The sequence below is a fragment of the Streptomyces sp. NPDC001393 genome, assembly GCF_053597455.1.
The window spans coordinates 36,831-62,703 of the sequence record NZ_JBSFIH010000034.1 but is presented as its reverse complement, the minus strand read 5'-3'; the positions used below and the strand labels follow the sequence as shown (position 1 = coordinate 62,703).

Annotated in this window: 26 protein-coding genes and 4 pseudogenes; 15 read left to right on the top strand and 15 right to left on the bottom strand. The window is 69.1% G+C overall.

Features of this window, described 5'->3' with window-relative positions:
- Window positions 1-141 precede the first annotated feature (141 nt).
- Entirely contained in the window at window positions 142-1,161 is a 1,020-nt protein-coding gene (locus ACWC2T_RS30145; RefSeq protein ID WP_450673499.1) for a LacI family DNA-binding transcriptional regulator, read from the top strand.
- A 181-nt stretch (window positions 1,162-1,342) separates the two neighbouring features.
- Here the strand turns inward: ACWC2T_RS30145 and ACWC2T_RS30140 are convergent.
- Window positions 1,343-2,071, bottom strand: a pseudogene (locus ACWC2T_RS30140) (APC family permease); the annotation flags it as partial.
- On the opposite strand from ACWC2T_RS30140, the gene ACWC2T_RS30135 reads away from it, so the two are divergent.
- Window positions 2,009-2,458: a multicopper oxidase domain-containing protein gene (locus ACWC2T_RS30135; protein WP_450673527.1), complete on the top strand. Its 450-nt coding sequence runs from the start codon at window positions 2,009-2,011 to the stop codon at window positions 2,456-2,458. The pseudogene ACWC2T_RS30140 and the gene ACWC2T_RS30135 overlap by 63 nt on opposite strands.
- Before the next feature lie 610 nt (window positions 2,459-3,068).
- Here ACWC2T_RS30135 and ACWC2T_RS30130 read toward each other — a convergent pair.
- The 4 genes from ACWC2T_RS30130 to ACWC2T_RS30115 form a co-directional block, all read right to left on the bottom strand.
- Window positions 3,069-3,878, bottom strand: a complete 810-nt coding sequence (locus ACWC2T_RS30130) for a hypothetical protein (protein WP_450673498.1) — start codon at window positions 3,876-3,878, stop codon at window positions 3,069-3,071.
- Window positions 3,879-4,574: 696 nt separating this feature from the next.
- Window positions 4,575-5,792 carry an acyl-CoA dehydrogenase family protein gene (locus ACWC2T_RS30125; protein WP_450673497.1) on the bottom strand — a complete coding sequence of 406 codons (1,218 nt, stop codon included), beginning with the start codon at window positions 5,790-5,792 and terminating at the stop codon, window positions 4,575-4,577.
- A 51-nt stretch (window positions 5,793-5,843) separates the two neighbouring features.
- Complete coding sequence (gene sfnG, locus ACWC2T_RS30120) at window positions 5,844-6,962, bottom strand: dimethylsulfone monooxygenase SfnG (RefSeq protein ID WP_450673496.1); 1,119 nt, start codon at window positions 6,960-6,962, stop codon at window positions 5,844-5,846.
- Between the two features lie 164 nt (window positions 6,963-7,126).
- Complete coding sequence (locus tag ACWC2T_RS30115; protein ID WP_450673526.1) at window positions 7,127-7,204, bottom strand: hypothetical protein; 78 nt, start codon at window positions 7,202-7,204, stop codon at window positions 7,127-7,129.
- A 142-nt stretch (window positions 7,205-7,346) separates the two neighbouring features.
- Here ACWC2T_RS30115 and ACWC2T_RS30110 point away from each other — a divergent pair.
- Both ACWC2T_RS30110 and ACWC2T_RS30105 read left to right on the top strand, forming a co-directional pair.
- Window positions 7,347-7,892: pseudogene (locus ACWC2T_RS30110) on the top strand (LysR family transcriptional regulator); the annotation flags it as partial.
- Window positions 7,893-7,966: 74 nt separating this feature from the next.
- On the top strand, window positions 7,967-8,272 hold the full coding sequence (locus tag ACWC2T_RS30105) for a hypothetical protein (RefSeq protein ID WP_450673495.1): 306 nt from the start codon (window positions 7,967-7,969) through the stop codon (window positions 8,270-8,272).
- 731 nt (window positions 8,273-9,003) lie between these two features.
- Here the strand turns inward: ACWC2T_RS30105 and ACWC2T_RS30100 are convergent.
- Entirely contained in the window at window positions 9,004-9,540 is a 537-nt protein-coding gene (locus tag ACWC2T_RS30100) for a DUF4118 domain-containing protein (RefSeq protein ID WP_450673494.1), read from the bottom strand.
- 183 nt (window positions 9,541-9,723) lie between these two features.
- On the opposite strand from ACWC2T_RS30100, the gene ACWC2T_RS30095 reads away from it, so the two are divergent.
- From ACWC2T_RS30095 to ACWC2T_RS30085, 3 genes and pseudogenes are all read left to right on the top strand, one after another.
- Window positions 9,724-10,389: a nitroreductase gene (locus ACWC2T_RS30095; protein WP_450673493.1), complete on the top strand. Its 666-nt coding sequence runs from the start codon at window positions 9,724-9,726 to the stop codon at window positions 10,387-10,389.
- Between the two features lie 196 nt (window positions 10,390-10,585).
- The gene (locus ACWC2T_RS30090; RefSeq protein WP_450673492.1) at window positions 10,586-11,245 is read left to right on the top strand and encodes an MSMEG_1061 family FMN-dependent PPOX-type flavoprotein; all 660 of its coding nucleotides are present in this window, start codon (window positions 10,586-10,588) and stop codon (window positions 11,243-11,245) included.
- Between the two features lie 11 nt (window positions 11,246-11,256).
- A pseudogene (locus ACWC2T_RS30085) lies at window positions 11,257-11,751 on the top strand (transposase); the annotation flags it as partial.
- 4 nt (window positions 11,752-11,755) lie between these two features.
- On the opposite strand, the gene ACWC2T_RS30080 reads toward ACWC2T_RS30085, so the two are convergent.
- The 4 genes from ACWC2T_RS30080 to ACWC2T_RS30065 all read right to left on the bottom strand — a co-directional run bounded on the left by ACWC2T_RS30080 (window position 11,756) and on the right by ACWC2T_RS30065 (window position 16,279).
- On the bottom strand, window positions 11,756-12,856 hold the full coding sequence (locus ACWC2T_RS30080; protein WP_450673491.1) for a hypothetical protein: 1,101 nt from the start codon (window positions 12,854-12,856) through the stop codon (window positions 11,756-11,758).
- 182 nt (window positions 12,857-13,038) lie between these two features.
- Window positions 13,039-13,203 (bottom strand): hypothetical protein, encoded by a 165-nt coding sequence (locus tag ACWC2T_RS30075; RefSeq protein WP_450673490.1) that lies wholly within the window; start codon window positions 13,201-13,203, stop codon window positions 13,039-13,041.
- Between the two features lie 416 nt (window positions 13,204-13,619).
- Entirely contained in the window at window positions 13,620-14,831 is a 1,212-nt protein-coding gene (locus tag ACWC2T_RS30070; RefSeq protein ID WP_450673489.1) for a M20 metallopeptidase family protein, read from the bottom strand.
- Window positions 14,832-14,851: 20 nt separating this feature from the next.
- The gene (locus tag ACWC2T_RS30065) at window positions 14,852-16,279 is read right to left on the bottom strand and encodes an MFS transporter (protein ID WP_450673488.1); all 1,428 of its coding nucleotides are present in this window, start codon (window positions 16,277-16,279) and stop codon (window positions 14,852-14,854) included.
- 116 nt (window positions 16,280-16,395) lie between these two features.
- Here ACWC2T_RS30065 and ACWC2T_RS30060 point away from each other — a divergent pair, with 116 nt between their 5' ends.
- Window positions 16,396-17,406 (top strand): AsnC family transcriptional regulator, encoded by a 1,011-nt coding sequence (locus ACWC2T_RS30060; RefSeq protein ID WP_450673487.1) that lies wholly within the window; start codon window positions 16,396-16,398, stop codon window positions 17,404-17,406.
- A 4-nt stretch (window positions 17,407-17,410) separates the two neighbouring features.
- Here the strand turns inward: ACWC2T_RS30060 and ACWC2T_RS30055 are convergent, their stop codons facing one another.
- Complete coding sequence (locus ACWC2T_RS30055) at window positions 17,411-17,953, bottom strand: phenolic acid decarboxylase (protein WP_450673486.1); 543 nt, start codon at window positions 17,951-17,953, stop codon at window positions 17,411-17,413.
- Between the two features lie 66 nt (window positions 17,954-18,019).
- On the opposite strand from ACWC2T_RS30055, the gene ACWC2T_RS30050 reads away from it, so the two are divergent.
- Window positions 18,020-18,466 carry a MarR family winged helix-turn-helix transcriptional regulator gene (locus ACWC2T_RS30050; RefSeq protein ID WP_450673485.1) on the top strand — a complete coding sequence of 149 codons (447 nt, stop codon included), beginning with the start codon at window positions 18,020-18,022 and terminating at the stop codon, window positions 18,464-18,466.
- A 16-nt stretch (window positions 18,467-18,482) separates the two neighbouring features.
- Here ACWC2T_RS30050 and ACWC2T_RS30045 read toward each other — a convergent pair whose 3' ends face one another.
- The 3 genes and pseudogenes from ACWC2T_RS30045 to ACWC2T_RS30035 form a co-directional block, all read right to left on the bottom strand.
- On the bottom strand, window positions 18,483-18,728 hold the full coding sequence (locus ACWC2T_RS30045) for a hypothetical protein (protein ID WP_450673484.1): 246 nt from the start codon (window positions 18,726-18,728) through the stop codon (window positions 18,483-18,485).
- Window positions 18,729-19,417: 689 nt separating this feature from the next.
- Entirely contained in the window at window positions 19,418-20,083 is a 666-nt protein-coding gene (locus ACWC2T_RS30040) for a nitroreductase (RefSeq protein WP_450673525.1), read from the bottom strand.
- A gap of 283 nt (window positions 20,084-20,366) precedes the next feature.
- Window positions 20,367-20,828, bottom strand: a pseudogene (locus ACWC2T_RS30035) (SDR family oxidoreductase); the annotation flags it as partial.
- Between the two features lie 118 nt (window positions 20,829-20,946).
- On the opposite strand from ACWC2T_RS30035, the gene ACWC2T_RS30030 reads away from it, so the two are divergent.
- Both ACWC2T_RS30030 and ACWC2T_RS30025 read left to right on the top strand, forming a co-directional pair.
- The gene (locus ACWC2T_RS30030) at window positions 20,947-21,771 is read left to right on the top strand and encodes a hypothetical protein (protein ID WP_450673483.1); all 825 of its coding nucleotides are present in this window, start codon (window positions 20,947-20,949) and stop codon (window positions 21,769-21,771) included.
- Window positions 21,772-21,900: 129 nt separating this feature from the next.
- On the top strand, window positions 21,901-22,071 hold the full coding sequence (locus tag ACWC2T_RS30025) for a hypothetical protein (protein WP_450673482.1): 171 nt from the start codon (window positions 21,901-21,903) through the stop codon (window positions 22,069-22,071).
- A gap of 266 nt (window positions 22,072-22,337) precedes the next feature.
- Here ACWC2T_RS30025 and ACWC2T_RS30020 read toward each other — a convergent pair whose 3' ends face one another.
- Window positions 22,338-23,168 carry a helix-turn-helix transcriptional regulator gene (locus ACWC2T_RS30020; protein ID WP_450673481.1) on the bottom strand — a complete coding sequence of 277 codons (831 nt, stop codon included), beginning with the start codon at window positions 23,166-23,168 and terminating at the stop codon, window positions 22,338-22,340.
- A gap of 102 nt (window positions 23,169-23,270) precedes the next feature.
- On the opposite strand from ACWC2T_RS30020, the gene ACWC2T_RS30015 reads away from it, so the two are divergent.
- From ACWC2T_RS30015 to ACWC2T_RS30000, 4 genes are read left to right on the top strand one after another with little or no spacing between them, the layout of a single operon-like run.
- Complete coding sequence (locus ACWC2T_RS30015) at window positions 23,271-23,831, top strand: NAD(P)-dependent oxidoreductase (protein WP_450673480.1); 561 nt, start codon at window positions 23,271-23,273, stop codon at window positions 23,829-23,831.
- Between the two features lie 60 nt (window positions 23,832-23,891).
- Window positions 23,892-24,116, top strand: coding sequence for a hypothetical protein (locus ACWC2T_RS30010; protein WP_450673479.1), 225 nt, complete (start codon window positions 23,892-23,894; stop codon window positions 24,114-24,116).
- A gap of 37 nt (window positions 24,117-24,153) precedes the next feature.
- Entirely contained in the window at window positions 24,154-24,765 is a 612-nt protein-coding gene (locus ACWC2T_RS30005) for a nuclear transport factor 2 family protein (protein ID WP_450673478.1), read from the top strand.
- 14 nt (window positions 24,766-24,779) lie between these two features.
- Complete coding sequence (locus ACWC2T_RS30000; protein WP_450673477.1) at window positions 24,780-25,559, top strand: SDR family NAD(P)-dependent oxidoreductase; 780 nt, start codon at window positions 24,780-24,782, stop codon at window positions 25,557-25,559.
- Window positions 25,560-25,873 lie beyond the last annotated feature (314 nt).

Genomic DNA, 25,873 nt, shown 5'->3' with positions numbered 1-25,873 from the left:
TAGGCGCAACATCGACGTCAGTCAAGGCTCTGGACGTTCTCGATTCGGACGTACCGGCTGAGGCTCTGACCAGCTAGTATCCGTCGCGTACAGCCGCAACGGCTTCGTACTTCGCAACACCAGGGCAGCACAGGAGGGCTCGTGACCAGAGCGGCGACACTCGCCGAAATCGCGCGCGAGGCGGGGGTGTCCACACCGACTGTTTCGAAAGTCGTCAACGGCCGCGCGGACGTCGCCCCCGCCACCCGAGAGCGGGTGGAGGAGCTGCTGCATCAGTACGGCTACCAGCGGCGACGCAGCAACAGCGCCCCGTCCAGCCCATTGCTGGAGCTGGTGTTCCACGAGCTCGAGAGCGCCTGGGCGATGGAGGTCATCCGCGGGGTCGAGAACGTGGTCCGCGAGGAGGGAATGAGCGTCGTCCTGTCGGAATCCTCAGGCCGGCTCAGCCTCGGGCAGTCCTGGATGGACGGAGTGCTCGCCCGCCGCCCCACCGGCGTGGTCCTGGTGCTGTCCGGGCTCGACGAGGCCCAGCAGGCGCAGCTGACCAGTCGCGACATCCCGTTCGTGGTGATGGACCCGGCCGGGGACCCCGGGCAGGACATGCCGGCGGTCGGGACGACCAACTGGAACGGCGGCCTCGCCGCCACCCGCCACCTGCTCGACCTGGGCCACCGGCGCATCGGCATGATCGCCGGACCACGGCGGATGATGTGCAGCCGCGCCCGGATCGACGGCTATCGTGCCGCGCTGGAGACAGCGGGCGTCGCCTTCGATCCCGCACTGATCCGCGAGGGCGACTTCCACCACGAAACCGGCTACCGGGTCGGCCTGGAGTTGCTGCGCCTCAACGACCGGCCCACCGCAATCTTCACCGGCAACGACCTTCAGGCGCTCGGCCTCTACGAGGCCGCACGGGAGCTGGGCCTACGCATCCCAGAGGATCTCAGCGTCGTCGGCTTCGACGACCTGCCCATCGCCCGCTGGGTCGGCCCACCCCTGACCACCGTCCGACAGCCGCTGACCGAGATGGCCGAGGTCGCCGCCCGCATGGTGATCGACCTCGCCCGCGGCAACCCACCGTCCGCGCTGCGCGTGGACCTGGCTACCAGCCTGGTCGAGCGCAGCAGCACGGCCCGGCCCCCGACCGCCGACCACCACTGAGTCGTCGGCACCTTCGAAATTTCGAAAGCACGTGACGCATCACTCCGGCGGGCCTTGTCCCCCTCCAACCGAATGCCGCCACACCCGCGACCACCTCGCCCGGCGGGAGCAGGCACCTTGCCCGCGGAGCTCTCCGGACAACTCGTCATCGACCACCTCGACGCCCACCCCGGGAATCCTTCACCGCCACGAGGATCAGCCGTGTGATCGACAGTTCGTCCGGTGCCGTCGCCAACGCCCGAGGGATCGTGCGGGCCGGGTCCATCAACTCTTCGCCCAGCGTCGCGATCCGCGCGTACCCGGCAAAGGCGAAGAACAGCAGCCCGGCCGCCTGCAACACCCCCGTGACGGAGGCGTCCGAGCCGATGTCAAGCCGCCCGGTCTGTGCAGTACTGGAGGTCAGGCAGGCCGCCACCACGGCTGCCAGCACGGCCAGGACCACGGCGACGATCGCCCGCGTCAGCCACGCGGCCTTCTGCACACCCACGTAGTCGACGGCGGTCAGCGCCACCACCGCTGCCACGGCGACGGCGTGCGCCTGGGCCGGCCACACGTACGACCCCACGGTGAGTGCCATCGCCGCGCACGAGGCGGTCTTGCCGACCACGAAGCCCCATCCGGCGAGGTAGCCCCAGAACTCGCCCAGCCGCTCACGGCCGTACACGTAGGTCCCACCGGACTGCGGCTAGCGTGCCGCCAGGCGGACCGAGGAGGTGGCGTTGCAGTACGCCACCACGGCGGCGACGGCAAGCCCCACGAGCAGTCCCGAGCCCGCCGCCCGCGCGGCCGGCGCCAGAGCGGCGAAGACCCCCGCACCGATCATCGAGCCAAGCCCGATGACAACGGCATCGAAAACGCCCAGCCCCCGCTCCAGCACAGCAGCTCCACCGCCCTGCGACGCCTGACCCACTCCACACCACCATCTGTCGACATCCGGGACCGCGAGACGATACCTGTCGGGGATGAACAGCAGGTCGCGCGCGTCGCGCTCCTCGACTTCCGAAGCTCCGATCGGAGTCGTCCTCGCCGAAGACGGTCACGAGCCGGACACGAGTCGGCCGGGCGTGGTGCCGCTGACCTGCCTGTCCACCCCATCCACCTGCACCGCCACACCTTCGAGGTCACCCACATCGCCGGCACCGCGACGTACGGCCTGCGCAAGGACGTGATCACGCTCGGCGGCTACCAAACCCTCGACTTCGACTTCACCGCCGACCAGCCGGGGCTGTCCCTGTTCCACTGCGACCAGCAACTTCATATCGACTACGGGTTCATGATCCTTCTGCGCTGCTCCTGACGTCTCTTCTGGCCCCGGATGCGGTCGGTGGTGCGAAGACGTCTCACAACAGCTGCATGAGGCGGCTGGCCGGTGTCGACGACAGCGGCCATCTCGGGTGATCCTGTCCGGCCCCGCTGCGGCTCTATGACGAGGCCGGGGAGGTGGCGTGGAGCCGGTCCAGGACCTGCTCCACGCCCTGTAGGCCAGTCCAGGCTGATCTGCTGGAGCCAGCTGTCCACGAGTGCGCGGCGCTCTGGGTCGCGTTGGTCGACGCCTGGGTCGGCGAGCAGATTGGCACCTCGGAGGTCGTCGGCCACACCCTGCACCGTCGCCCCATCGGTGGAGAGGAGGTCACCGGTGCGGGTCCAGCGAGGCATAGGCCCTCCCCCTTGTGCCAGGGAACCTCGCGAGGCCAAGCCTGGGCGCCCGGGCCGGATCATGTGCGAGATACGCACCTGGACGAGCAGGACGGGCGACCACGGGTATCGAGGAGCCGGCTGACATCCACGACTCCCGGTGCAGGTGCTGCGGGTCGGATCCTGCCGCGCCCTTCGTCGGTGCCCCACGGCTGCGGACATGCACCGCCGTTTGAACTTCTGACACCTGGTTGGCCGCACAGCCTCACACCTTAGATGTGTACGGAATGCCGGTTATGGGAGCTGTCGGTACGTTCATCGCAGGTCGGTCGTCCGGCCGACGCACGTACGAAAAGAGAGAAGTGCCCATGCCCTCGCGTGCTTTCACTCTGGTCGGCGCCGGAATAGGCACGACGGTCCTTGCAGCCGCCGGCATCACCTATGCCTCGACCGTCGAGTCCGCCCCGGCTTCCCCGCCTGTCCACCGGGCAGCCCAGCCACTCCACCACCCCGCCCGACCGGCCCACCATGTCACCCGGCCCGGGCATCACGCCGCATCCGCGGCTCCTGCCGCTGCCACGGCTCCTTCGGGCACCAAGAACGGGGGCGGAGACGGAAACGGGAGCCGCGACGGCGGTGGACGCGATGGTGACGGCGGACGTGACGGCCGCGGTGGACACGATGGCGGCGGTGGGCGTGACGGCCGCGGTGGACACGATGGCGGCGGTGGACGTGACGGCCGCGGTGGACACGGTCACGGCCACAGGGGAGCCGGAAGGATCTTCATCAACGAGCGTTCGTACCCCGCCTTCATCGAGGGGTGCATCACCGCGGCCGACGGACGGGGCGCGAAAAGCTTCAATGTCCGCAATGAAAGCAGGAGGACCGTCGAAGTCTTCCGAGGTTTCAACTGCGACGGAGGCCCTCCAGTCGCCACCGTGGGACCCCGCAGTGAGACCTTCGGCGTGGTGCCCCATGGCCACGGCGGCGAATTCGGTTTCGACGGCGATGGCGTATTCGGTCACCACGGCGTCGTGGGCAGCTTCCGGGTGGTCTGCGACCACGACGAGTGGTGGTGACATGCACCACTCAACGCACGGGGAAGACCAACTGCACCGGGTGCGCGGCGTCGGGTCCATTCAGTGGCCGGCTTCCCGGCCGCGGTGCGGTGCGGGCTCCTGCGGACGGTGCGCCTGCTGGTCGTTCGGGCGCACCGGGTACGCTCCACCGGCATCGTCCTGTTCGGCGTAGCGGTCCGTGCGAGCGCGGGAGGCGTCGGCAGCCTTGGTGAACGCGACCTGGAGGTGGCGCAGCCGCTCGGCCGTGAGAATCGAGGGTTTCCCCGTCCGTGCGGGACTCCCGCAAGGCCCGCAGCACCGTCAGGTCGACCGCCTCCCGGGGTTCGGCCTCCGGCTCCTGGTCGTCGTGCTCGGGGTCGACACCCGGGGGCGCGAGCAGCTGATCGGACATCGCCACCTGCTGGTACGCGACGACGTCGTACACCCGGCCCCGCACGGCGGTGGCGGTGCGCAGCTGGTGGTCGGCGACCACCCAACGTCCCGTCGCTTCCGGGTCGAAGGCGATGCGCGCGCAGCTGATGGTGCTGAACCGCCACCCGGACATCGTCGATCTGGCCGGGCGGCCCGTGCTGCTGCTGTGGCACGACGAACAGGGGTGAGCGCGGGCGTGGACTCCGCAGCTCTTCGCACGGACGGTGGTCATGGGTCCTCTTTCGGGGAGCGGGGGCGCCCGCGCACGGCGGGCGCCCCCGGGAAGGGTCAGGAGTACCAGGTGGGTTCGGGCAGTGCGCCTTCGAGGATCCAACGGCCGACCTCACGGCGTTTGTAGGCGACGGGGTCGTGCAGGGTGTGGGTGCGGACGTTGCGCCAGAAGCGGTCCAGGCCCTCGGCAGTGGTGGTGGACCGGGCGCCGGTCACCTCGAAGATGCGGCTGGTGATCTCCAGGGCGACCTCGGTGGCGCGGACTTTGACGGCCGCCACGCGCACCTCGAACTCGCCGCGAATCTGCTCGGTGACCGCGCCGGGGTCGTCGTGCAGTGTCTGTCCCTCGGCGGCGACGGCGTCGGCGAGCGCCTCGGCTGCCCAGAGCTTCGCGGTGAGGTCACCGTAGGTGTCGATGACGTGGGGCTCGTCGACCGCGCGCTCGTGGCCGCCGTGCAGCCAGGGCCGGGTCTTGCTGCGGGTGTAGGTGGCCGCCGTCTCCAGCGCGCCGCCGGCGATGCCGAGGTAGAAGCTGACGAAGACGAGCTGGATGGTGGGCACGTTGAGGGTGTTGTAGGTGCGCGGCTGGAACTCCTTGTCGACATAGCCGGCCGCCGAGGACCACGGTGTGCGGACGCCGTCGATGGTGACGCTTCCGCTCTCGGTGAGCCGCTGGCCGATGTTGTCCCAGTCGTCGTGGAAGGTCAGGCCCTCGCTGTTGGAGGGCACGATCGCGAAGACATGCTGGTCGGTGCCGTGCAGGACGCCTTCGAGGACGGTGACGTCGGAGACCTTGCTGCCGGTGGAGAAGGTCTTGCGGCCGGTGAAGACGAGGTCGTCGCCTTCCTCGGTGACGACGACGTCCTTGTCGCGCGGGTTGACGGCCCCGCCGAAGAACCAGCGGTTGCGCGCGGCCTCGGCCTCGAGGTGCTCCCACTGTTCGCGGGTGCCGACCAGGCGGGCGGCCCAGTTCCACAGGTAGTGGTAGCCGAGGAGCTGGCCGATGGAGCCATCGGCCTTGGCGACCTCGCGTACGACGCGGTAGGCGGTGGTCCAGTCCTGGCCGGCGCCGCCGTGCTCGACGGGGCCGAGCAGGGTGACCAGGCCGGAGTCCTTCAGGAGCTGGACCTCGGCGTACGGGGTGGCGCCGGCGCGGTCGCGTGCGGCGGCGTCGGTAGCGAGGACCGCCGCGACCTCGGCGGCGCGTGCGATCCAGTCCTGGGCGGTCGTCGGGGCGGGGCTGTTCTGCCATTCGGTGGCCGTGGTGGTGCTCATGCGGGTGACCTCTTTCTCGGGGCGGAGCGGTGTGGGAGAGGCAGGTGCGGGTCAGACAGGCGCGGGGGCAGAGTGGAGTTCGTCGTCGGGAAGCTGCGTTTCCAGTTCCCGTACCAGAGGCAGCACGCGCTTGCCGAAGTACGCGATCTCCTCGTGGTAGTGCAGAAAGCCGAGGAGAAGGAGGTCGACGCTGAGCCTGCGGTAGGCGACGATGCGCTCGGCGATCTGCTCGGGAGCGCCGATCAGTTGCGTCCGGAAGCCGTCGTTGTACTGGACCAGGTCCTCGAAGGTCGAGTCCTGCCACATGCCCTTGCCGTCGGCGGTGGACCGGCCCGCCTGCTTCACGGCCGCACCGAAGCCCTCGACGGCGTCGGAGTCGGCCTTGGCGACGATCTCCCGGAGGGTGTCGCGGGCCTCGGCCTCGGTGTCGCGGGCGATGAGGAAGCCGTTGAGGCCGAACCTGGGTGCCGTGCGGCCCGCTCGGCTCGCCGCGGCGCGTACGTCGTTGATCTGCTCGACGACTCCGTCGAAGTCCTTGCCGTTGGAGAAGTACCAGTCCGAGACCCGGCCGGCCATCTGCCGAGCGGCGGTGGAGTTGCCGCCCTGGAAGATCTCCGGGTGCGGCCGCCCGGGGGTGTTCAGGGGCTTGGGCTTGAGGGAGAAGTCGTACAACCGGTAGAAGTCACCGGCGAGTTCGGCGTGGTCCTCGGTCCAGATCTTCCTGAGGGCGGTGATGAACTCCTCCGAGCGGCGGTAGCGCTCGTCGTGCTCCAGCCAGGGCTCGCCGAGGGCGGTGAACTCGCCCTTGAACCAGCCGGACACGACGTTGACGGCGAAGCGGCCGCCCGACAGGTGGTCGGCGGTGGCGCCGAGTTTGGCGAGGACGCCCGGGTGCCACAGTCCGGGGTGGACGGCGGCGATGACCTTCAGGCGCTGGGTGGCGAGCAGCAGGGCAAGGCTGAAGCTGGTCGACTCGTGCTGGAACTCGGCACCGTAGCTGGCCATGTAACGGACCTGGCTGAGCGCGTACTCGAACCCGTTGTTCTCGGCGAGGACGGCGAGTTCGCGGTTGTAGTCGTATCCCCAGTCGGTGCGCTGCTCGATCGTGCTGGTGACCAGTCCCCCGCTGACATTGGGGACCCAATAGGCGAATTTGACGGTCGCGGGCATGCGGAACTCCTGTTGCGGAATGCATGGTTGTTCAGGGACGCCACATCCCGGGAAAGCGGCGGGCGCGCGGCAGCGCACAGTTCAGATGGCGCGGTGAAAACGCGGCAGCGGCATGTACGGCGGCGACAGCCGCGGCGTGACCAAGGGGCGGCGGATCGCGAGGATCAGGCCGCTGAGCAACAGGAGGCGCTGGAGACGCGCGCGAGGTCGACATGGCGTCGCCACGTGAGGTCCAGTCGCATCGTCATGCCGTCGATCGTCGCAGTGGCCGCTCGGGACAGTCAAGGGAAATCCGACCGGTTCCGTATCGCGGACCACCGGATTTCACGAAGGTGTGACAGGGAGACCCTTGAACCGGTCCCGGGGCGTAGGAATTCTGCTGCCGTGCGGACAGAACAACTGGAATACATCGCCGCAGTGACGCGTCTTGGCTCGCTACGCCGGGCCGTGGAGGAACTCCGCGTGTCCCAGCCGGCATTGAGCGAAACCGTCAGAAACCTGGAACGCGAACTGGGAGTCGATATGCTGGAACGCAAACGCACCGGGGCGACGATGAGCGCCGAGGGCCGGGAGCTGCTGCCGCACATCGTCGGCGTACTGGAGACAGTGGACCGGCTGCGGCTCGCGGCGGGCGAGCAGCACCGCATCAGCCGCATGGCGCGGGTGGGTACGGTCAACGCGGCTACCGTGGCGCTGCTCATCCCGGTGGTGCGTGCCTTCCGTGCCACGCACCCCGTCGCCCAGGTGAAGGTGGTCGCCGCGCAGCAGACGGACATACACCGGGCCCTGACCGACGGCGGTTTCGACCTCTGCCTGGTGAACCATCTGGAGGGCGACGACGTGCCGGCCGCCCTGGAGTCGACACAACTGCTGCACGGGCAGCCGGTGGTGAGGCCACCCGTTCGGGGGTCGTCGCCGGGCGCGGGCCGGCAGCGCAGGGTTTGTCTGGGGGTGTAACCGGCCGGCGTGCAAGAGCCCGGTCCGGCCCTATGCGAGGAGAAACCGTGCCCCAGAGCATCACGCAGTACAAGGACGCACACACCGTCATCTACGGCAGCACCAGCCGGGACCGACTCGTCACCGAGGAGCAGGCGGGCCACGCGGCCGCCTGGGAGGCGACCCGCAAGCTGAAGGAGTCCGGGCAGCCGATCGACGATGAGATGCTGCCCCGCACCCTCGAGACGCTGGCACGCCGGCAGGCCGACCGGCTCGTGGTCGACTTCTGCCTCGACCACCTGGACGAGGAGGAGGTCAGGCGCCACGCGGCGGCTGCAGCGGCGCGTATCGCCCCCGAGCTCGTCAACTCCTGAACCGCCGGCCTGTGCGCCTCCGGGCGCCGCCAGCCACACGCCCGGCCCCTGCCCCCTTCGCGCCCCTTCGGCTGTGTCACGGCCGAAGGAGGCCATCGCCGATCCGAGGACCGGCCGTCTCACGCAGGGCCGGGAAGAACGGCCCTCACCCGTGCCTGAACAGGCCAGCAGGTTGACGGCTGCGTGTCCTTGGCCTGCCGGTCCGCGTCGAGCAGACGACACCCCGCGTGCACCATGTGTCTGCGGCCTTGACCTGCATCTTCCCCGTCCTCGGCGCAGTCCGGGCCGCACCCACACCGGGCGGCAGCGCCAGCACGTGGTCTGGGAAGGGCTCACGCCGGGGCAGCGCGAGCGGCTGACGAGCTTGGGGGCACACTCCTGCCACCGGAGCAGTAGACGCCCGGGAAGCCGTCCAGGGGCGGCTCTGCGGCGTTCGAACGCGGGTGTGCGGCCCTGGCGCAGTGCCGGGTATATCGCTGATCACCTGGGTCGCCATCACACTCATGACCCGGCGCCTCACCTGCCGCAAGACCAGCTCGCAACCCGCCGCGAGATCACCCCGGCCCCCCTGACCCAAACCGCCTGACCAGCCGATCCTTGGGCGACAAGGGGCCTAGCCATGAGTCCAGGGCCCGCCGCTGAAGACCCGAGGGCTACTCCTGCGGACCGGGCCGGCCGTGTCAGGGGCGGCCCCGGCCTGGTCGGCGAGGGTCACGGCGACCAGGCGGGCCTCACGGGTGGAGCGGGCGCCGGGCGCGGGTGTGAGCATGAACCGGCCCTGGAAGCGCCCGCCTGCGCTGGCGCGTAGTTCGATCTCCCCCCTGCGGCCAGCCGTGTTGATCGACGTCCCAGCGCCTGCGGCCGACGGTGAGGGTGCCGTCTTGCTCCAAGCGGGCCGGGTGGCCGAGAAGAGTGCCGTACTCGAAGCGGCAGCCACGCAGTTGCAGCAGTTCGGTCAGCTGGGAGACCACCAGACCCACCGCCAGGATGAGGATCGTGGTCGCGAGGTCGCCGCCGCGGGTGATGTCGAAGCCTTCGTAGGGCCGGGTGAGGAAGAAGTCGTACCACGCCGCGGCGGACAGCGCCGCCAGCGCGCCGGCCGGGCGGTTGCCGAGGGCGGCGACCGCGACGATGACCATGACGAGGACCAGGGACAGGTTCGTACTGGACACGTTGCCCCGGAAGGGGATCAGGATCAGTGCGACCAGCAGCGGGCAGGCCAGTGCTGCCGCGAGTGCGAGGCGGTCACGCAGCGGGATCGCAATCACTCGTCGACCTCCTGTCCGCAGTGCTTGTCGTTGAACGTATCCATGGTCGTCCCACAGCAGCAGGAGGGAGTTGTCAGCGCCGCCCCTGCAGGCGTCGTCCCTCTGCCCCGCCGATGAACTCCTCCAGCGCGTGCTCAAGAGGGTAGAGAGGTGGCTGTCGTTGAGTGAGAGGTCGGGATCCACGTGAACGTGTATGAAGCTGTGGACAGTCGGCGGGCCGTGCGGGCGTTCAGCGATAAGCCGGTACCCAAAGAGGTGCTCGAACGAGTGCTGACCGCTGCCACGCGGGCTCCGTCGAGTGGAAATCTCCAGCCGTGGCATGTCTATGTCGTGGCCGGCGATCCCTTGGCCGAACTGAAGAAGCGTGCGACTGCCAGGGCGCTTGCGGGAGACCCGGGCGATGAGCGGGAGTATCCGATGTATCCGGCCGAGCTGCCTTCGCCGTATCTGGACCGCTTCTCCGCTGCGGCCGCCCAGCGGTACGAAGCGCTGGGAATCGAGCGCGATGACCCCGACAGGCCCATGAAGATCGCCGCCCTGAACTCGGGGGCGTTCGGAGCACCGGTCGTGCTGTTCTGCTACCTCGACCGGACGATGGGTCCCGGGCAGTGGGGGGATGCGGGGATGTACTTGCAGACGGTCATGCTGTTGCTGAGGGCGGAAGGGGTGCACAGCTGTCCCCAGGTGATGTGGACGATGTATCGCAAGACCGTCAGCCAGATAGTCGGAGCCGGTGACGGGCTCGTACTGTTCTGCGGTGTCTCGGTGGGATTCGAGAAGGAAGGCGTACCCCGGCTGCGTGCAGGGCGAGCGGATATGACGGAAACAGTGAGCTTCATCGGAGTGTGATCGTCCGGCAGTCAAGATCCGCAGGACAGCCTTTGACTCCCCGGCCCCTAACGGGTAACGGGCTGACCCGCCATTGATCTCGGGCCGTGTTGGCCCGCAGTTCGGGTGAGGGATGGATCAGCAGGCGCGACCATCTCCATGTCCCCGCACTCACCGACCAAGATCAGTCGCAGGTCGACCCATTAGGGTCGCTGGCATGACGACATCCCTCACCAGCAGTGCCTTCGACTCGCTCCGCCTCGACGCCGTGCCCGATCAGGACGCGTTGCGCCGGGTCTACGAACTGCCCAAGGACACGGCCATACGCAAGCAGATGACCGAACTCACCGAGCAGACCCGGCGGTTGATCGGCTGCTCATCGCTGGTCCTGGTCGCCAGCGCGGACGCCGAGGGCAACTGTGACGTTTCCCCGCGCGGCGGCCCCGCCGGGTTCGTTGCCGTCCTGGACGCACGGACAGTGGCGATACCGGACGCGACCGGCAACAAGCGTCTGGACACCCTGCAGAACGTCATCGCCACCGGACGGGCCGGGCTGCTGTTCGTCATCCCGGGGCGCACCACGACGCTCAGGGTGAACGGCCGGGCCTGCGTCTCCACCCGCCCGGAGCTGCTGTCGCAGCTGACCGCCGTGGGCAAGCCGCCGGCCAGTGCACTGGTGCTGGGGATCGAGGAGGTCTATCCGCACTGCCCCAAATCGCTCCTGCGCAGCGGGGCATGGAAGCCGGAGCAGTGGCTGCCGGCGGACGCCCAGCCGACCTCGGCCGAGGTGACGCTGGCCCAGCTGCGGATGCCGGAGCTGACGATCGCTGACATCGAGCAGGCGGAGGCGGATTCGCTGAAATACCGGTACGAGTGACGGGCCGATAGGTCCACCTCGCCGCCGACCGCAAGTGCCGCCCGCTGGCGTTCACCCTGACCGCCGGACAGGCGGCTGACAGTCCGCAGTTCATCATCGTTCTGAGGAAGATCCGGGTTCGTGGACCCACCGGGCGCCCCCGCACCCGGCCCGACGCGGTCGCCGGGGACGAGACCTACTCGTGCCGTGGAAATCGCGCCCACCTGCGCAAACGCCATGTCAAAGCCGTCATCCCAGAGAAGGCGGATCAGGCAGCCAACCGCAAGAAGAAGGGCGCCCGAGGCGGCCGGCCTGTCACCCACGACGCCGACCTCCACAAGGAGAGGAACACGGTCGAACGCCTGATCAACAAGCTGAAGGCCTGGCGAGGCATCGCGACCCGGTATGACAAAACGCCCGAGAGCCGTATCGCTGGACTCCACCTCCGAGCGTCGATGATCTGGGTCAAGGACCTCACGCGAAACGGCCCCGCCCACGGGCACACAAGCGACCCCATCGGGGGCTGATGCCTCACCCGTCGAACCCGGACCAGCGGAACCCGTGTTCGAGCAGCGGTGTCAGGGTCCCGCGGTGAAGAGCGCTGAAACCCACGATTGCCTCGTCCTCGTCGCCGCTGACCTGGGCGAGCAGTCCCGGCGCCGCAAAGAACCGCTCGGCTGCTCCGGCTGGCATGAATGGACTCAGAGGTACGGGGCGCAGCAGGTTCCACAGCGCGTCAAGGCGCGCGGTCGGCATGCAGTAGGTGCGAGCGCCGTAGGGGGCGCCACTCATGGCTCCGTTGAGGGTGAACTGCAAGAGGAAGCGACTCAGCGGTTCCTCTTCAAGGGTCGTCTCCGGGTTCGGATCGTCGGGGTCTTCGGTGAACCACACGCGTGGATCGGCCCCGTCGGGCATATTAAGAGGCCAGGGGATGGACCAGTCCTTCCCGGCCCCGTTCCACATGGCGACGACCAGCCGGTCGCCCAGTGGCCCGGAAGCACGCCTGGGCTTCTTCAGCACTGGGTCGATGAAACTGTGAATGGCCGGGCGAAGGCGGGCCAGGCGGTGGAAGGCGGCCAATGCTTCTGGCAGGTTGTCCAGTTCGTTTGCCGTGGTCTCGTCGGCAGCCGACTGCGCTTCGGGAAGCCAGCCGAGGACGAACGACTCCAAGGCCCGGATCGGATCTGATTCCACGAGGTCGATCCAGTCCACGCCTGGCACCGGCCCGGGTGAGGGGACTGGCCGGACCGCATCCAGCGTCTCGCGGGTCAGCGGCTGGATGAGCCTCAGTTCGGCGCGGTCGAAGTTGGCCGGCGCCGACGGCATCGCCCTGCACTGGGCGGTGCCGAGCGGGAGGCAGCCCTCTTCTAGTCGGGCGAAGACGTGAATGGGCAAGGCACCCCGGAACTCGAACCGAGAGTGGAGCTCCGGAATCCGATCCCCGCGCAGAAGCACCCCGACGGAGTCCTGGACGCCGCTGACCTTCGGATTGTCCCCAGACTCGACGATGACGACGGTTGCGTCAGCTCCCGCCCCGATCAAGGCCGGCCCCATTGCGTACCGAAGGAGGCCAGCTCCAGCGACAGACAGGGCCGCTTCCTCGGTGATCAGGGACGGAGGCGTTCGCAACATGCCGTCAGCCTATCCATGAAGGCAGACAGGGCAGATTGATCGGGACCCGATACAGGCCCTAGAACTGCGCCCACTTGCCGCTGCGTGCCGACCGGTCACCGGCCTACGCGCCCAGTGGGAGTCGCGTTCCGGCTCTCGACGACTCCCACGACGTGCTGGATAAGTGGCTGCAGTGCACCACCTCACCCGACCACAACGGATCCTGATCCCGCGCCCGCGGTTACGGAACAAGCTTTCGTCGCGCGGACGGCGCGGGTGGTGACGCCGAGCCGTTCGGCGAACTCCTCGACGCTGAATCCGGCGTACTCGCGTCGGTATCTCAGACTGGCGTGCGCGTCGGCCGTCATGATGTACAGGACAACGTGGGGAACTGTTCACTGCAACCATGCTCGTCGAAGAGGTGACGCGCCGCTGACGGCAGCCAGTGAAGAAAACTGGCCAACCGACCGCGGCCGGGTGCCACGGAGCCGGAATACGACGCAGAGCTCCTTGGGGCCTCATCGCGGCTTCCCAAGGTGAGGCCCTGGGATGACGGAGCGCGCAGGGGCACTTCGTTGAAGCGGAACATCCGGCCCAGGGATTTGACCTGCGGAAACGCTGGCGATTCAACGCGGATCCAGCCACCGGAACCCCATACGAAGCGGCCGCGGCCAAGGCGGTTGACCGTCAGCGCCCCAGCGTATCGAGCGGCAGCACGTGCAGTCGGTCTTCGTAGGCATGGGCCCGCTTCCCCAGGTTGATCACCGCTCCACCCGCGAAATCCTCACCGAGCAAGGCGCCGCACCGCCATCTCGGCCAGCACGGCCGCGCCCCTCGGGAGCGCCGCGTCGTCGAAGATGGCGTACGCGGAGTGGTTGAAGGGCGCAGTCGCCTCGTCCGTACCGGCCGGGCGCGCGGACAGGCCGAGCTGGACGCCGGGGACGACCGCGGTGACCCGGGAGAAGTCCTCCGACGCCATGATCGGGTGCTCGGAGTACACCCAACGGGCGTCGCCGTAGAGGTCACTCACGACCTCGCGGCCCAGCTCCACCGCTTCCTGCGCCGCGATCATCGCCGGGTACACCTCGTGCGCGTCCACGTCCGCCGCCATGCCCCAGCCGCCCGCGATGCCCTGCACCAGGCGCACCGCGCGCGGCAGGAAGTCGGCCATCGCCTCCGGTGAGGTGGAACGGACCGTGGCTTCGAACTCGGCGGTGCCGGGGATGATGTTGAGCTTCGTACCCGCCTGGAACAGGCCGACCGTGAGGACGACCGGGTCGAAGACCGATGTCGTACGCGTCACCAGGTTCTGCAGGGCGAGCACCATCTCCGCCGCCACCGGCACTGGGTCGGCCGCCGTGTGCGGGGTCGATCCATGACCGCCCTTGCCGCGCACGGTCACCTTCAGCTCGGCGTTGCCCGCGGTCTGGGTGCCGACGCGGCCGCTGAAGGTGCCGCACTCCGGGCCGTTCGACGACACGTGGACCGAGTACGCGCCGACGAGCGGCTGTCCGGCGGCGTCGAGCAATCCCTCATCGATCATGTACCGGGCGCCGTCGTAACTCTCCTCGCCCGGCTGGAACATGAAGACCACGGTCCCCGGCAGGTCCGCCTGCCGTTCGCAAAGGAGCCGGGCCGCGCCGACCAGGATCGCCACGTGCTGGTCGTGCCCGCACGCGTGCATCACGCCGTCGATCCGCGACTTGTACGGCACGTCGGCCAGCTCCTGCAGCGGCAGCGCGTCCATGTCAGCGCGCAGCAGTACCGCGGGCCCGGGCCGCCCGCCTCGCAGCACCGCCACCACGGAGCCGAGCGCCTTGCCGGTGGTGATCATCAGCGGCAGGCCGTCAAGGGCGGCAAGCACTTTCCCCTGGGTCAGGGGAAGTTCGAGCCCGATCTCCGGTTCACGGTGCAATGCGTGGCGCAGGGCGGTGAGTTCGGGCGCGATGGCCTCGGCCCGGTCCCGGAAGTCCGTCGCGAGCGGCTCAGTCGTCATCGGTGAAGTCCCTTTCAGGGTCAGTCGGTCGTACGGCGTCGTGCGAGCAGGACGAGCCCGGCCGCGACCAGGCCCGACAGTGCGCAGGTCAGCCACACCAGGCGGTACGCCTCCACCGACGGCAGCGGCGAGTTCGCGAGCAGCACGTTGCTGAGCACCACGGCGAACAGTCCGCCGGCGATCCCGCCCGCCAAGGTGCGCACGGTGTTGTAGATGCCCGCGGCGATCCCGGTCTGCCCGGCGGGCGCACGCTCGGCGACCAGCGAAGGGAAGCCGCCGGACATCAGGCCCACGCCGAGCCCGACCAGCGTGACGGTGATCCCGAAGGCCGCCTCGCTGCCGTGCGCCAGGCACAGCGCCCCGTATCCGACGGCCAGCAGGGCGGCGCCGGTGGCGATGGTGCGGTGCAGACCGATCCGGGCGGCGAGCCGGGAGTGCAGCGAGGCGCCGATCACCGAGGCGATCTGGCTGGGCAGGGTGAGGAGGGCGATGCCGGTGGTGTCGAGTCCGAAGCCGTACCCCGCCTCGCCCGAACGCGTCGCCAAGAAGGTGGAATTGGGCGACTGGGACCCGAACAGCGCAATGGCCAACAGCATCGCCGCGAGCTGCACCGGCCACATCGAGCGGTGCCCGATGACGCGCAGATCGACGGCGGGCTGCTCCGTCCGCAGCTCCCACCACGCCCACGCCGCGAGTACCACGAGCCCGCCGAGCAGGCACCCGAGCACGGTCGACGAACCCCAGCCCCGTTTCGACGTCTGCGAAAGACCGTACTGAAGCAGCAGCAGCGCCACGGCGAGCCCCGCGAACCCGACCCCGTCGATCCGCTGCGCGGCCCGCACCGACGTCTCCGGGATGAGGAACCCGGCGCAGCCGAAGGCGAGAACGGCGAGCACGGTGAGGACGAGCAACGCGGGACGCACCCCGCCGAGCAGATCCTCCGCGGGACCGGCCATCAGCGACCCGAGGGCCACCCCGCCGGTCAGACAGCCGACGAGCAGCCCGATCGCCCGGCGGCCCGCGTCGCCCTGCACCTTGTCGCGCGTGATGGCGATCTCCAGCGGCAGCCAAGCCGACAGCGGACCGGTCAACACCCGCCCCAAGAGCACAAGTTCGTACGACGGGGCGAGCGCCACGAGCAGCGAGCCGAGCACCACGACACCGAGCGCGATCCGGAGCATCCGCCGGTGGCCGTACATGTCGCCGAGCTTGGTCAGCACCGGCACGCACACCGCAGCAGCGAGCAGTTGCAGGCTCACCACCAGGGCGATGTCGCCCGCGGACACTCCGTGCAGGCCTGCGATCGACGGCAGCAGCGGCGGCACGAAGCCCTGAAAGAAGCCACTGGTCAGCTCGACGAAGGCCATGAAACCGACGACGGCGCCGATCCGGGCCGGCGCGGCGGCCGAGGCCTCGGCGCGTTTCGGGGGTGGCAGGGACACGGGCATACGGGACTCCTGGGGCGCACGGTGGCGGGGCAGTCGGAATTGCGGATCACCGTGCAGCAAGAAGCCGTGACGGGTGCCGATCTGGCTGATATCCGTCACCTGTTACGTTGCCGTGGATGGAATCAGTCACCGCGTCCGAAGCCGATCTGCAGCTGCTGCACGCCCTGCAGATCAACCCGCGGGTGCCCTGGAACGTGCTCGGTGACGTCCTCGGCATCACCCCCTCCACTGCCGCCCGCCGCTGGGCGCGCCTGTCCCAGGAGGGCCTCGCCTGGGTGACCGCCTACCGCCCCGACCTCGCCGGCCAGCTCGGCGACCCGGTGAACGCACTGGTCACCGCCGTCTGCGCGCCGGGCAGGCTGAGCGAGATCGCCTACACCTTCGCCACGCACCCGGAAATCCTCTCCGTCGAGATCGTCTCCGGCGACGGGGACCTCCACCTCACGGTCTCGGCGACCGATCGGCACGCGTTCGCCGAGTACATGCTCGGCCCGTTCGCCGAGGTCGACGGATTGCTGCAGTCCAGTACGTGCTGGGTGACACGGCTCTACAAGGAGGGCAGCAAATGGCGGCTGCGGGCACTGAGCCCGGCCCAGGTGCGCCAACTGCGCAACGCAGCGCCGGCCGACCGGGCCGCGGCGTCACGCACCGCGGTCGATGCGGTGGACGAGCGCATCGTGACCGCCCTCTCGGCCGACGGCCGCGCCTCCTACGCGGCGCTGGCGGAGGCCGCCGCCGTCAGCGAGCCGACGCTCCGCCGCCGCCTGCGCCGACTCCTCGATACCGGCCGGGTCGCCGTCCGCTGCGACGTGGCCTGGGAGGCGGCGGGCTGGCCCGTCCCGACGGTGGTCGCGCTGCGGGTCCCCGCCGACCGGCTCGACGAGACGGCCCGCGCACTGAGCGCCCGCCCGGACACCCGCCTGGTCGCCACCTGCGTCGGCGAGGCCGACCTGCTCGTGTCGGCCTGGCTCCCGTCCCTGGCCGACACGCATCCCTTCGGGCGGATGCTGGCGGAGCAGTTCCCGGGGGTACGCGTGGTGCGCTGGCTCACCGGCCTCCGGGCGGTCAAGCGGATGGGTCAGCTACTGGACGAGCGGGGTCGCGCGGTACGCGATCAGCGGCGGTAGCCGTTCAGTTGGTGCGGTCGGACCAGCCTGCGGGCAGCTCGCCGGGGGCGACGGAGATGACCTCCTCGTCGTCCTCACCGACGTACTCGTCGAGCGTGATGCGGGCGAACTCGGGGACCTCGTAGATCGGGTAGGTCGGGCCCGCGTCGCGGAAGGCGCGCATCTCGTCGAGGTGGTCGTTCTGGAACAGGACGGTGCGCTCACCGTGGTCCTTGATCCAGTGCGGGAAGAAGATGACGCCGTGCAGGACCCGCTCGGCGGGGACGACGGTGACGCAGACCGAGGTGCCGGTGGGCTCGTTCCAGGAGATCTTGTAGACGCCCCGGGTGAGCATCACCAGGTCGACCTTCTGGTCCTTGACCCACCGGCCGCCGACGTGGCCCGTGTGGATGCGGTAGTCGATGGTGGTCGCGTTCTTGACGTACATCTCGTACTGCCAGCCGTTGGCGTACGTGTAGATGAAGCGGTGGCCGACGGCGCCGGAGAGGTCCTGCGTCGGGACGGGGCGCTCGACGGTGGTCGGATATGCGGGCTTGATGGTTTCCATGACTTGATTTTGACACAAAACTATTTTGATGCAAAACCAAACCGGATTCCGGTGCAGAATGTGGCCATGGACAGCACCGACACAGCCATCGAGTTCAGCCGCCTCCTCGGCCCGCTGCGCCGCGCCGTGATCCGCGCGACCCGTACCGCCGAGAACCTCCCCGACCTGCCCGAGGCGCAGATCGAACTGCTGCGGGTGCTCGCCGGCGGGCCGCTCACCCCGCGCCAGGCGGCCGACCGGCTGCGCGTCGCGCCGTCCACCGTCAGCAACCTCGTCAAGGCGATGCGGCCCGCCGGCCTCATCGAGCGCACCACCCACCCCGACGAGGGCCGCACCGCCCTGCTGACGGCGACCGACCACGCTGCCGACCTGCTCGCCCGCTACGACCGGGCCAGCGCCCGCGCCATCACCCAGGGCATCGACCGCCTGAGCCCGGACGACCGCGCGGCCCTGCGTACGGCGCTGCCCGCCCTGACCCGGCTGGCGGCGAGCGTTGAACGGTCCGGAAGTTGAACCGACTGCCCATTGGTCACACGAGCGCGCCGCTGCCATCAAGCGCATGCGGCAGATGGTCACCGAGGGCAAGGTCGACCTCGACCTGATCGACGAGGACACCTACGGCCACTCGTCGGGAGCCAACAGGGGAGGTTCGGCGCTTGTCGCGTGCGGCGGTGCGGAACATGTTGCCGATCATGTGCATACGGTCCTCGACCGTGGCCACCGCCAGCTTCTTGCGCGCCGCGGCCACGAAGGCCTCGATGGCCGAGCGTTGCACCCCGGCGATGACGACAGGTGACGAACCGTCAGCCCATCCAGCACGGATCCAGCACGGGGTACGAAACGGCCGCGTCCACCACTCGGGACGCGGCCGTTTGACCTGCCTATTTGGCAGTAACAAATAGCGATGCTACGGGCGCCATCAGACGTTGAAGCGGAATACATGAGGGCAGATCCTGACCTGCGACGGGAGGTCGATGACGCTTCTGACCAGCTACTTTGCTGTTGGCAAGCGATGGCGTGCGACGACCGCTTTCGACCGTCCTGCGGACTGGTGGTGAGCAGTCGAGCCGCCCCGAGCAGAAGGCCAGCCGTCCTGGCTCCCCGGCAGCGAGGAAGCGCCCGCGCGGCCATCCGGCTCTGGACGCATCCCTGTCGGCCCGGCCGGTAGACCATCGGAGCCCGAACCCCAATCCATTGGATTAAAAGTCCTGGTCAGGGTGTGCCGGGTGGGTCCGGACCGTTCTTCGACGTCCGGACCCACCAGGTCAGAGCACATTCGCTGTGAGGTGCGATCCACCTCATGACGCTCGTGCTCCACCATCCGCTCACGCATCGCTCACGCAAAAAGGCCTGCTGATCTGTTGGACGCTCAGGGGTATGAGCTCGCGCTCAAGTCAGGAGGCCGGCGTCGTCGCCGATCAGGATGGCGGCCCGGCCAACCGTGATCATCACGCAGCCACGAATCTACCCCTCGACGAACGTGACGGTCTCGTCGAGGGGCGCTCGGCCCGTCCGGGCGTAACCCACCGTGACGTCCTCGAAGCCGATCGACATGCCGCAGAAGAGGATGAGCTCGTCCGGGGGTGAGAGGATCTCCGCTACGGTCTTGCGATACACCGACCAGGCCATCTGCGGGCAGCTGTGCAGCCCTTCGGCGCGCAGCAAGAGCATGACGGTCTGCAGATACATGCCGACGTCGGACCATTGAGGTCGGCCCATGTCGCGGTCGATGTAGCAGAACAGGGCGGCGGGCGCACCGAAACAGTCCCAGTTCGCGGCCGCGGCCCTCTGGCGCGCCTCCCAGTCCTCGCGCTCAATACCAAGTGCGCTGTAGCGCTCGTGGCCGAAGGCGGATCGGCGCTCGTGGTAGGGAGACTTCAGTGCGGGCGGGTACATCTCGTACTCCCGCTCGTCCCAGGGGTCGGCTGCGGCCACGCGCTCGCCGGCGCGTCTCTTGAGTTCGGCCAGCGGCCCGCCGGTCACCACGTAGGCGCGCCACGGCTGGAGGTTCGATCCGGACGGCGCCCAGGCGGCGGCGGACAGCACCCGCTCCAGCACCTGCCTCGGGACGGGCCGGTCGGTGAACCCGCGCACGGCCCGTCGGCTCGTGACCGCCTCATAGACATCCAAGATCATCTATCTCACTCATCTGCGCATCCAGCGCCATGCGCCTGCGCCGCGCGCCAGCATTCGACCGCCGCGACGTCCTCGGGGCGTCCTACCCCGAGAGCCGTTTCCCGTCTGTCCCGGAGGGGCCGAATGGGTGCATGCGAGTCCCCCGCCCTCCGCCTGACCGGGGATCGGAGGACCGCAGCGGGATTCCCATCCGACTCACGCCGCCGTACCCGGCGGGCGCAGCGAAAAGACTGCCCAGCTGGAGGGATCTGGGGGGGATACGGAGGGGGCGCGGATGTCAGGAGAGCCAGTCGGTGTAGCGGGTGGCAGCGAGGTGGGCGTTCTTGTCGGTGAGGACGTCGCCCTTGACGACGGCGAACATGCCGGCGGTGGGGTCGGTGACGACGGTACGGTTGTCGCCCCTGTGGGTCAGGGTGATCCGGCCCAGTTCGTCCAGGGTGAGGATCTCGGGGCCGGCGATGTTGCGGATGCCGTTCAGCGCAGCACCGGCGGCGACCTCCGCCACCGCGTCGGCCACGTCCTTGGAGGCGATGGGCTGGATGGGCGTGGCGGGCAGCCGGACGGTGTCGGCGTCGGCGGTCCAGGACATGGCGGCGTCCATGAACTCCATGAACTGCGTGGCTCGGACGATCGAGTAGGGGATCGGCCCGGCCGCGAGGATCTTCTCCTGGAGCGCCTTGGCCCGGTAGTAGTCCAGCTCCGGCACCTGGTCCACGCCGACGATCGAGAGGATGACGAAGGGCCTCTACTACGTGCCGATCTACCAGACGCTCCACGACATGAACTGGACGCTCGTCACCGGCTGATGCGATGGCGGGTGGAGCACCCCCACCCGCCTCCCTCTCTTCGGATCCGCGATGGCAGGCTTAACGCCAGCCATCCGCCGGAAGACTACGGAGTATGCGACCGTGCCCTTGAAGAACTCCCGACGCTTGCGCCGCATGATCTGGGCCGGCGCCGTGTCGGCCTGTCTCGCGGCGGCTGCGACCGGCTGGGTCGCCTGGGACCACGCGCATATCCACGACGCTCCGGTGTCGGGCGACGTACTCATGAGCAACCACGGGCGCACCCTCACCACCCCCATGGATTGGACGGACTGCGAGGACAAACCCCGCCTGGAAGCCCACGAATCCGCCCACTCCATCACGCTGGTGCTGAAGCGGAAACGGCACGATTTCCAGCACGCCGGCGACCCCTGCGACGGCATGCACGACGGACTGGCCACCACCTCCCTCGACCATCCGGTGGGCGACAGGAAGATCACCGACCTGGTCACCGGCTCGGGCATCACTCCCTTCGACGACGCGCACTTGCCCCACCCCCGATACCTGCCGTCCGGCTTCACTCCCGCGGACAACGTCATCAGCCTGGGCAACCGCGCAGACCCGCCGTACACCAGGGGTGCCAAACCCACATGGACCTACACCTATCAACGTAACCGCGATAAGGGAGGGCAGGCCGGAGCCGTGAGCATCACGGCGATCACCGGCGAGACCACCCCCACACAGGGGACCCCGATATCCGTCAACCGTCACCCCGCCCGGCTCCAAAGGACGCCGGGTACCGAACCGACGTGGACGGCAGTGTGGCCGCAGAACGGATACACCATCACCGTCTGGGCAGAAGACCCGTTCATGACTGACGCCGAGTTCCTACGAGTCACGCAAAGCGTGAGGAACTAGGCGAGAGCCTGCTCGGGCGATCATGAACGGAGTCGGATGACCAGGGATGCAACGGTGACTGTGCAGAAGACGACGGAACCCCGTTTGTCCTAGCGCGTAGCGAGGGCCTCGTATGCCTTGAGTTTGTTGATGGCGTGGCCGCGGTCGTCCTGTCTACTGGCACGACGAGAGGGGCCGCCTGATCTGGAGATCCGCCGCCTGCCCCGGCCGGACCACAACATGACCGCCGTCCGCCACCACCACGTCCTGGTCGGCCTGCGCGCCTTGCACGTCCTGACGAACCTCGCAGTCAACCGCTGACAGACGATCTACTCCGCAGACTGCTGCCCACGACCAGCGTGAGCACCCCGAGAGCCGGTCACACCAGCCCTTTGATCTGCGGTTTCAAGTTGGCGGAGGCTCAGTGGGACACCAGGGCCTCCTGATGATTCGATGACTCGACATCACCGAACTGAGCAGGAGGCCCTTCTCTTACGCGCCAGATGCGGAGCGATCACCCGAACGAGGCTGATGCGCGCGGATGTTCGAGCAGCAGCCGTATCCCTCGGTTTGTAGTAAATCGCTTCTTACCCGAGGAGGGACTGCGTCCCGATGACGTTCAGGAGCGCCAGCCGGTCGGCGTCCTCGGTGCCGGGCTGGGCGGAGTAGACCATGATCCGCAGGTCGCTGCCGGTGACGCTGAGGATGTCGCAGTCCAGGGTCAGCGCGCCGACAATGGGGTGGTCGATGGTCTTGCGGGCGGCCTGGTGTTCGCCGACCGCGCCCGACTCCCACAGCCTCTCGAAGTGGGCGCTGCGGCGGCGCAGTTCGGCGATGAGGGCCTTGAGGTTTGCGTCGTCGGGGTAGCGGGCGGCGGTGTGGCGCAGGTCGGCGACGAGGGAGGCCTGCAGGGCGCCCCTGGATTCGGGCGTCTGGCGCACGCGGTGGTCGGGGTTGAGGAAATTGCGCCAGACGCCGTTGAGGTCGTCGCCCTGCCATTCGCCCATGAGAGCCGTGTAGAGGGGGTTGGCGAGCAGTTGGTTCCAGGCGGCGTCGAAGACGGCGACGGGTGTGCCGGCCAGGCGGTCCAGCATGCGGTGGACGCCGGGAGTGATGTGCCGCGGGACCATGCCGGGCCCGGGCGGCGCGAGGCCGGCCAGGCGGAACAGGTGGGCGCGTTCGTCCTGGGTGAGCCGCAGGGCGCGGGCCAGGGCTTCGACGATCTGGGGTGAAGGGCTGGTGGCGCGTCCCTGTTCCAGCCGGATGATGTAGTCGGCGGAGACGCCGGCCAGCTGGGACAGTTCCTCGCGGCGCAGCCCGGCGGCACGCCGGCGACCCCCGCCGGGCAGGCCGACGGCCTGGGGCGGGACGTGATCGCGCCAGTGGCGCAGGGCCGCGCCGAGTTCTGTGGTCGCCATACCGTCGATTGTGGCAAATGAGTCGATGACCAGCCTGGTACTGCCATTCCCAGGAAAACCGGTCTACTGGCTGGTCGCAGGGTCCTCGCCGACCGTGGAGGCATGACACGAGCACGCTTCCCTGAACGACCCGTCGTGGGGTTCATCGGGCTGGGTGACCAGGGCCTGCCCATGGCCACCGCGATCTCCGAAGCCGGCTTCCCCCTGCACGCCTGGGCCCGGCGCCCCACCTCCCTGGACGGCCTCGCCGAGGTCCCCCACCAGCGGCACGACACGCTCAGTGAGCTGGCCGCCGCCTGCGACATCGTCTGCTTGTGCGTGGGCACCGACGACGACGTCCTGCAGCTTGCCGATCAGCTACTCGAAGACCTTCGTCCCGGCGCCATCGTGGTCAACCATGGCACCGGCCTGCCCGGCAACGCCGTCCGTCTGACCGAGCTGTGCGCGAAGGGCGGCGTCGAGGTGCTGGACGCGCCGGTCAGCGGCGAGCGCCCGGCCGCGCAGGAGCGCCGGCTGACCGTGATGGTCGGCGGTCCGCAGTCCGCGGCCGAACGCTGCACGCCGGTGTTCCGCTCGTTCTCCGGCCATGTGGTGCACCTCGGTGACGCCGGGGCGGGTCAGACGGCGAAGCTGTTCAACAACGCGCTGCTGATGATGAACTAGGCCGCGATCGCCGAGATCGTCGACCTGGCCACCCGGCTGGAGCTGGACCCCGCCCGGCTGGTGGAGGTCCTGAAGCTGGGCAGCGCCGCCAGCGCGGCCCTGTCCCTGCTGAACACCATGGTGCGGCCCGACAACGTCGACCACCTCTCCGCCGTCGAAGCCCTCGACATGCAGCTGTTCGACCAGGTCATGCGCCAGGCCGGAATCGACTCCACCCCGGTCACCGAGCGCGGCCTGGCGGGCGCACACGGGCTCACGCAGCTCGTGCACCGCCTGAGTGCCTGAGCCACGACCGCCTTCACTTCGCACAAGGAGGGCCCCTATGCCGGCCGATGACGTGACGCAGCTGGTGCTGCGCGAACGCCAGAGCCGGGACCGCGGCTGGTACACCGAGATGGCGGCCTGCTTCGCCGACGACTCCGTGGTCCAGATGAGCTGGTTTACCGGCAGCGGAGCCGAGTTCGTCCGCCAGACCCGTGCTATGGCCGGGCGCGGCGACTACGCCGTGCACCGGCTCAGTCCACCCGCCGTCCGCATCGACGGCGACCGGGCCCTGGCCGAACTGCCGCTGATCATCGAGTGGCGCATCGGTGTCGACGGCGTGGAGGCGGATCTGGCCTCCGCCTGCCGCTCGCAGTACCGAGCCCAGCGCGGCACCGATGGCCAGTGGCGCATCGCCCGGATCACCTCGATCTACGAGAAGGACACCCTCGTGCCGGTTCTGCCGGGCGCCCGGCTCACCGTCGACCCGGACGAGCTGGCCCGCTACAGGCCCTCCTACCGGTTCCTGGCCTGGTACCTGAACCGCAAGGGCTACACCGTCGGCGACCACCACCTCGGCGACGACCGGCCCGAGGCCGTCGCGGCCCAGTACCGCGCCGAACACGCCTGGCTCCGCCAGGACCCCACCCCGGCCGCTTCGGCCACCCCCTGAAAGGAAACACTCCCATGAGCAAGCTCGCCCTCGTCACCGGCGCCACCTCCGGCATCGGCGAGGCCTTCGCCGAACGCCTCGCCGCCGACGGCTACGACCTGATCATCGTCGGCCGCAACAAGGACCGCCTGGAGGAGTTCGCCACCGCCCACCCCGAGGTCACCGTCCGCACCGTCGCCGCGGACCTGTCCACCGACATCGGCGTCGACACCGTCGCCGACATCTGCGCCACCGAGCCGCTGACCATGCTCGTCAACAACGCCGGAGTCGCCCACTACATGCCGCTGGCCCAGCTGCCCGCCGACAAGGCCCGCGAACTCGTCCACGTCAAGGTCGTCGCACCGACCATGCTCACCCGCGCCGCCGTCGCCGGCATGCAGGAACGCGGCGAGGGACAGATCGTCAACGTGGCCGGGATGATCGCCTTCAGCGGCCCCGCCGACAAGTCCGTCATGCCCCGCCGCGCCGTCTACGCCGGCAGCCTGGCCCACCTCGTCGCCATGTCGCAGACCCTCAGCGCCGAACTGGAGGACACCGGCGTCCAGGTCCAGGTGCTGTGCCCGGGCGTGGTCGCCACCGAGTTCCACACCCGCCAGGGCCTCGACATGAGCGTCGTGCCCCGCATGAGCGCCGAGGACGTCGTCACCGCCGGCCTGCGCGGCCTCGAACTCGGCGAGGTCGTCTGCGCCCCCGGCGTCGAGGACGCCGGCCTGCTCGACGCCGTCTTCCAGGCCGACCTCGCCGCGTTCGGCGGCCAGAGCCCCGCTCTCGCCTCCCGCTACCGGGCCAACTGAACCAGGCCCTCGCCCCCGGCCCCGGCCATGCGGCCGGGACCGGGCGACACGGGAACTGCCGCCTGTCGGCTACTCGAACACCTCCGCCACGGGCCGGATTACCGGCCCTGCCCGCAGGCCGAGGCCCTGCGGCAGCTCATCATGCAGAACTACCACCGCGACCGGCGTGCTACTTGCGCTGGCGTACCGCCGAGGACGAAGGGCTGCCACCCTCCTCCTTGCAAGCGATTCCCAAACCGAAGGTAGGGTCACGTTTTCCCAGGTGAGGTGTGTGGCCGTCGCTCGTTAGGCATGCTCGGGCCGTCGTGTCGGTG

What these genes read in the sequence shown, in the direction of transcription:
- ACWC2T_RS30015 (WP_450673480.1), top strand. Translation starts at nt 23,271, where the DNA reads ATGACACGAGCACGCTTCCCTGAACGACCCGTCGTGGGGTTCATCGGG.
- ACWC2T_RS30000 (WP_450673477.1), top strand. Translation starts at nt 24,780, where the DNA reads ATGAGCAAGCTCGCCCTCGTCACCGGCGCCACCTCCGGCATCGGCGAG.
- ACWC2T_RS30060 (WP_450673487.1), top strand. Translation starts at nt 16,396, where the DNA reads ATGGAATCAGTCACCGCGTCCGAAGCCGATCTGCAGCTGCTGCACGCC.
- ACWC2T_RS30005 (WP_450673478.1), top strand. Translation starts at nt 24,154, where the DNA reads ATGCCGGCCGATGACGTGACGCAGCTGGTGCTGCGCGAACGCCAGAGC.
- sfnG (WP_450673496.1), bottom strand. Translation starts at nt 6,962, where the DNA reads ATGCCCGCGACCGTCAAATTCGCCTATTGGGTCCCCAATGTCAGCGGG.
- ACWC2T_RS30025 (WP_450673482.1), top strand. Translation starts at nt 21,901, where the DNA reads ATGGCGTGGCCGCGGTCGTCCTGTCTACTGGCACGACGAGAGGGGCCG.
- ACWC2T_RS30090 (WP_450673492.1), top strand. Translation starts at nt 10,586, where the DNA reads ATGACGACATCCCTCACCAGCAGTGCCTTCGACTCGCTCCGCCTCGAC.
- ACWC2T_RS30020 (WP_450673481.1), bottom strand. Translation starts at nt 23,168, where the DNA reads ATGGCGACCACAGAACTCGGCGCGGCCCTGCGCCACTGGCGCGATCAC.
- ACWC2T_RS30065 (WP_450673488.1), bottom strand. Translation starts at nt 16,279, where the DNA reads ATGCCCGTGTCCCTGCCACCCCCGAAACGCGCCGAGGCCTCGGCCGCC.
- ACWC2T_RS30070 (WP_450673489.1), bottom strand. Translation starts at nt 14,831, where the DNA reads ATGACGACTGAGCCGCTCGCGACGGACTTCCGGGACCGGGCCGAGGCC.
- ACWC2T_RS30075 (WP_450673490.1), bottom strand. Translation starts at nt 13,203, where the DNA reads ATGACGGCCGACGCGCACGCCAGTCTGAGATACCGACGCGAGTACGCC.
- ACWC2T_RS30115 (WP_450673526.1), bottom strand. Translation starts at nt 7,204, where the DNA reads ATGCGACTGGACCTCACGTGGCGACGCCATGTCGACCTCGCGCGCGTC.
- ACWC2T_RS30080 (WP_450673491.1), bottom strand. Translation starts at nt 12,856, where the DNA reads ATGTTGCGAACGCCTCCGTCCCTGATCACCGAGGAAGCGGCCCTGTCT.
- ACWC2T_RS30130 (WP_450673498.1), bottom strand. Translation starts at nt 3,878, where the DNA reads ATGTCACCACCACTCGTCGTGGTCGCAGACCACCCGGAAGCTGCCCAC.
- ACWC2T_RS30030 (WP_450673483.1), top strand. Translation starts at nt 20,947, where the DNA reads ATGGCAGGCTTAACGCCAGCCATCCGCCGGAAGACTACGGAGTATGCG.
- ACWC2T_RS30055 (WP_450673486.1), bottom strand. Translation starts at nt 17,953, where the DNA reads ATGGAAACCATCAAGCCCGCATATCCGACCACCGTCGAGCGCCCCGTC.
- ACWC2T_RS30050 (WP_450673485.1), top strand. Translation starts at nt 18,020, where the DNA reads ATGGACAGCACCGACACAGCCATCGAGTTCAGCCGCCTCCTCGGCCCG.
- ACWC2T_RS30125 (WP_450673497.1), bottom strand. Translation starts at nt 5,792, where the DNA reads ATGAGCACCACCACGGCCACCGAATGGCAGAACAGCCCCGCCCCGACG.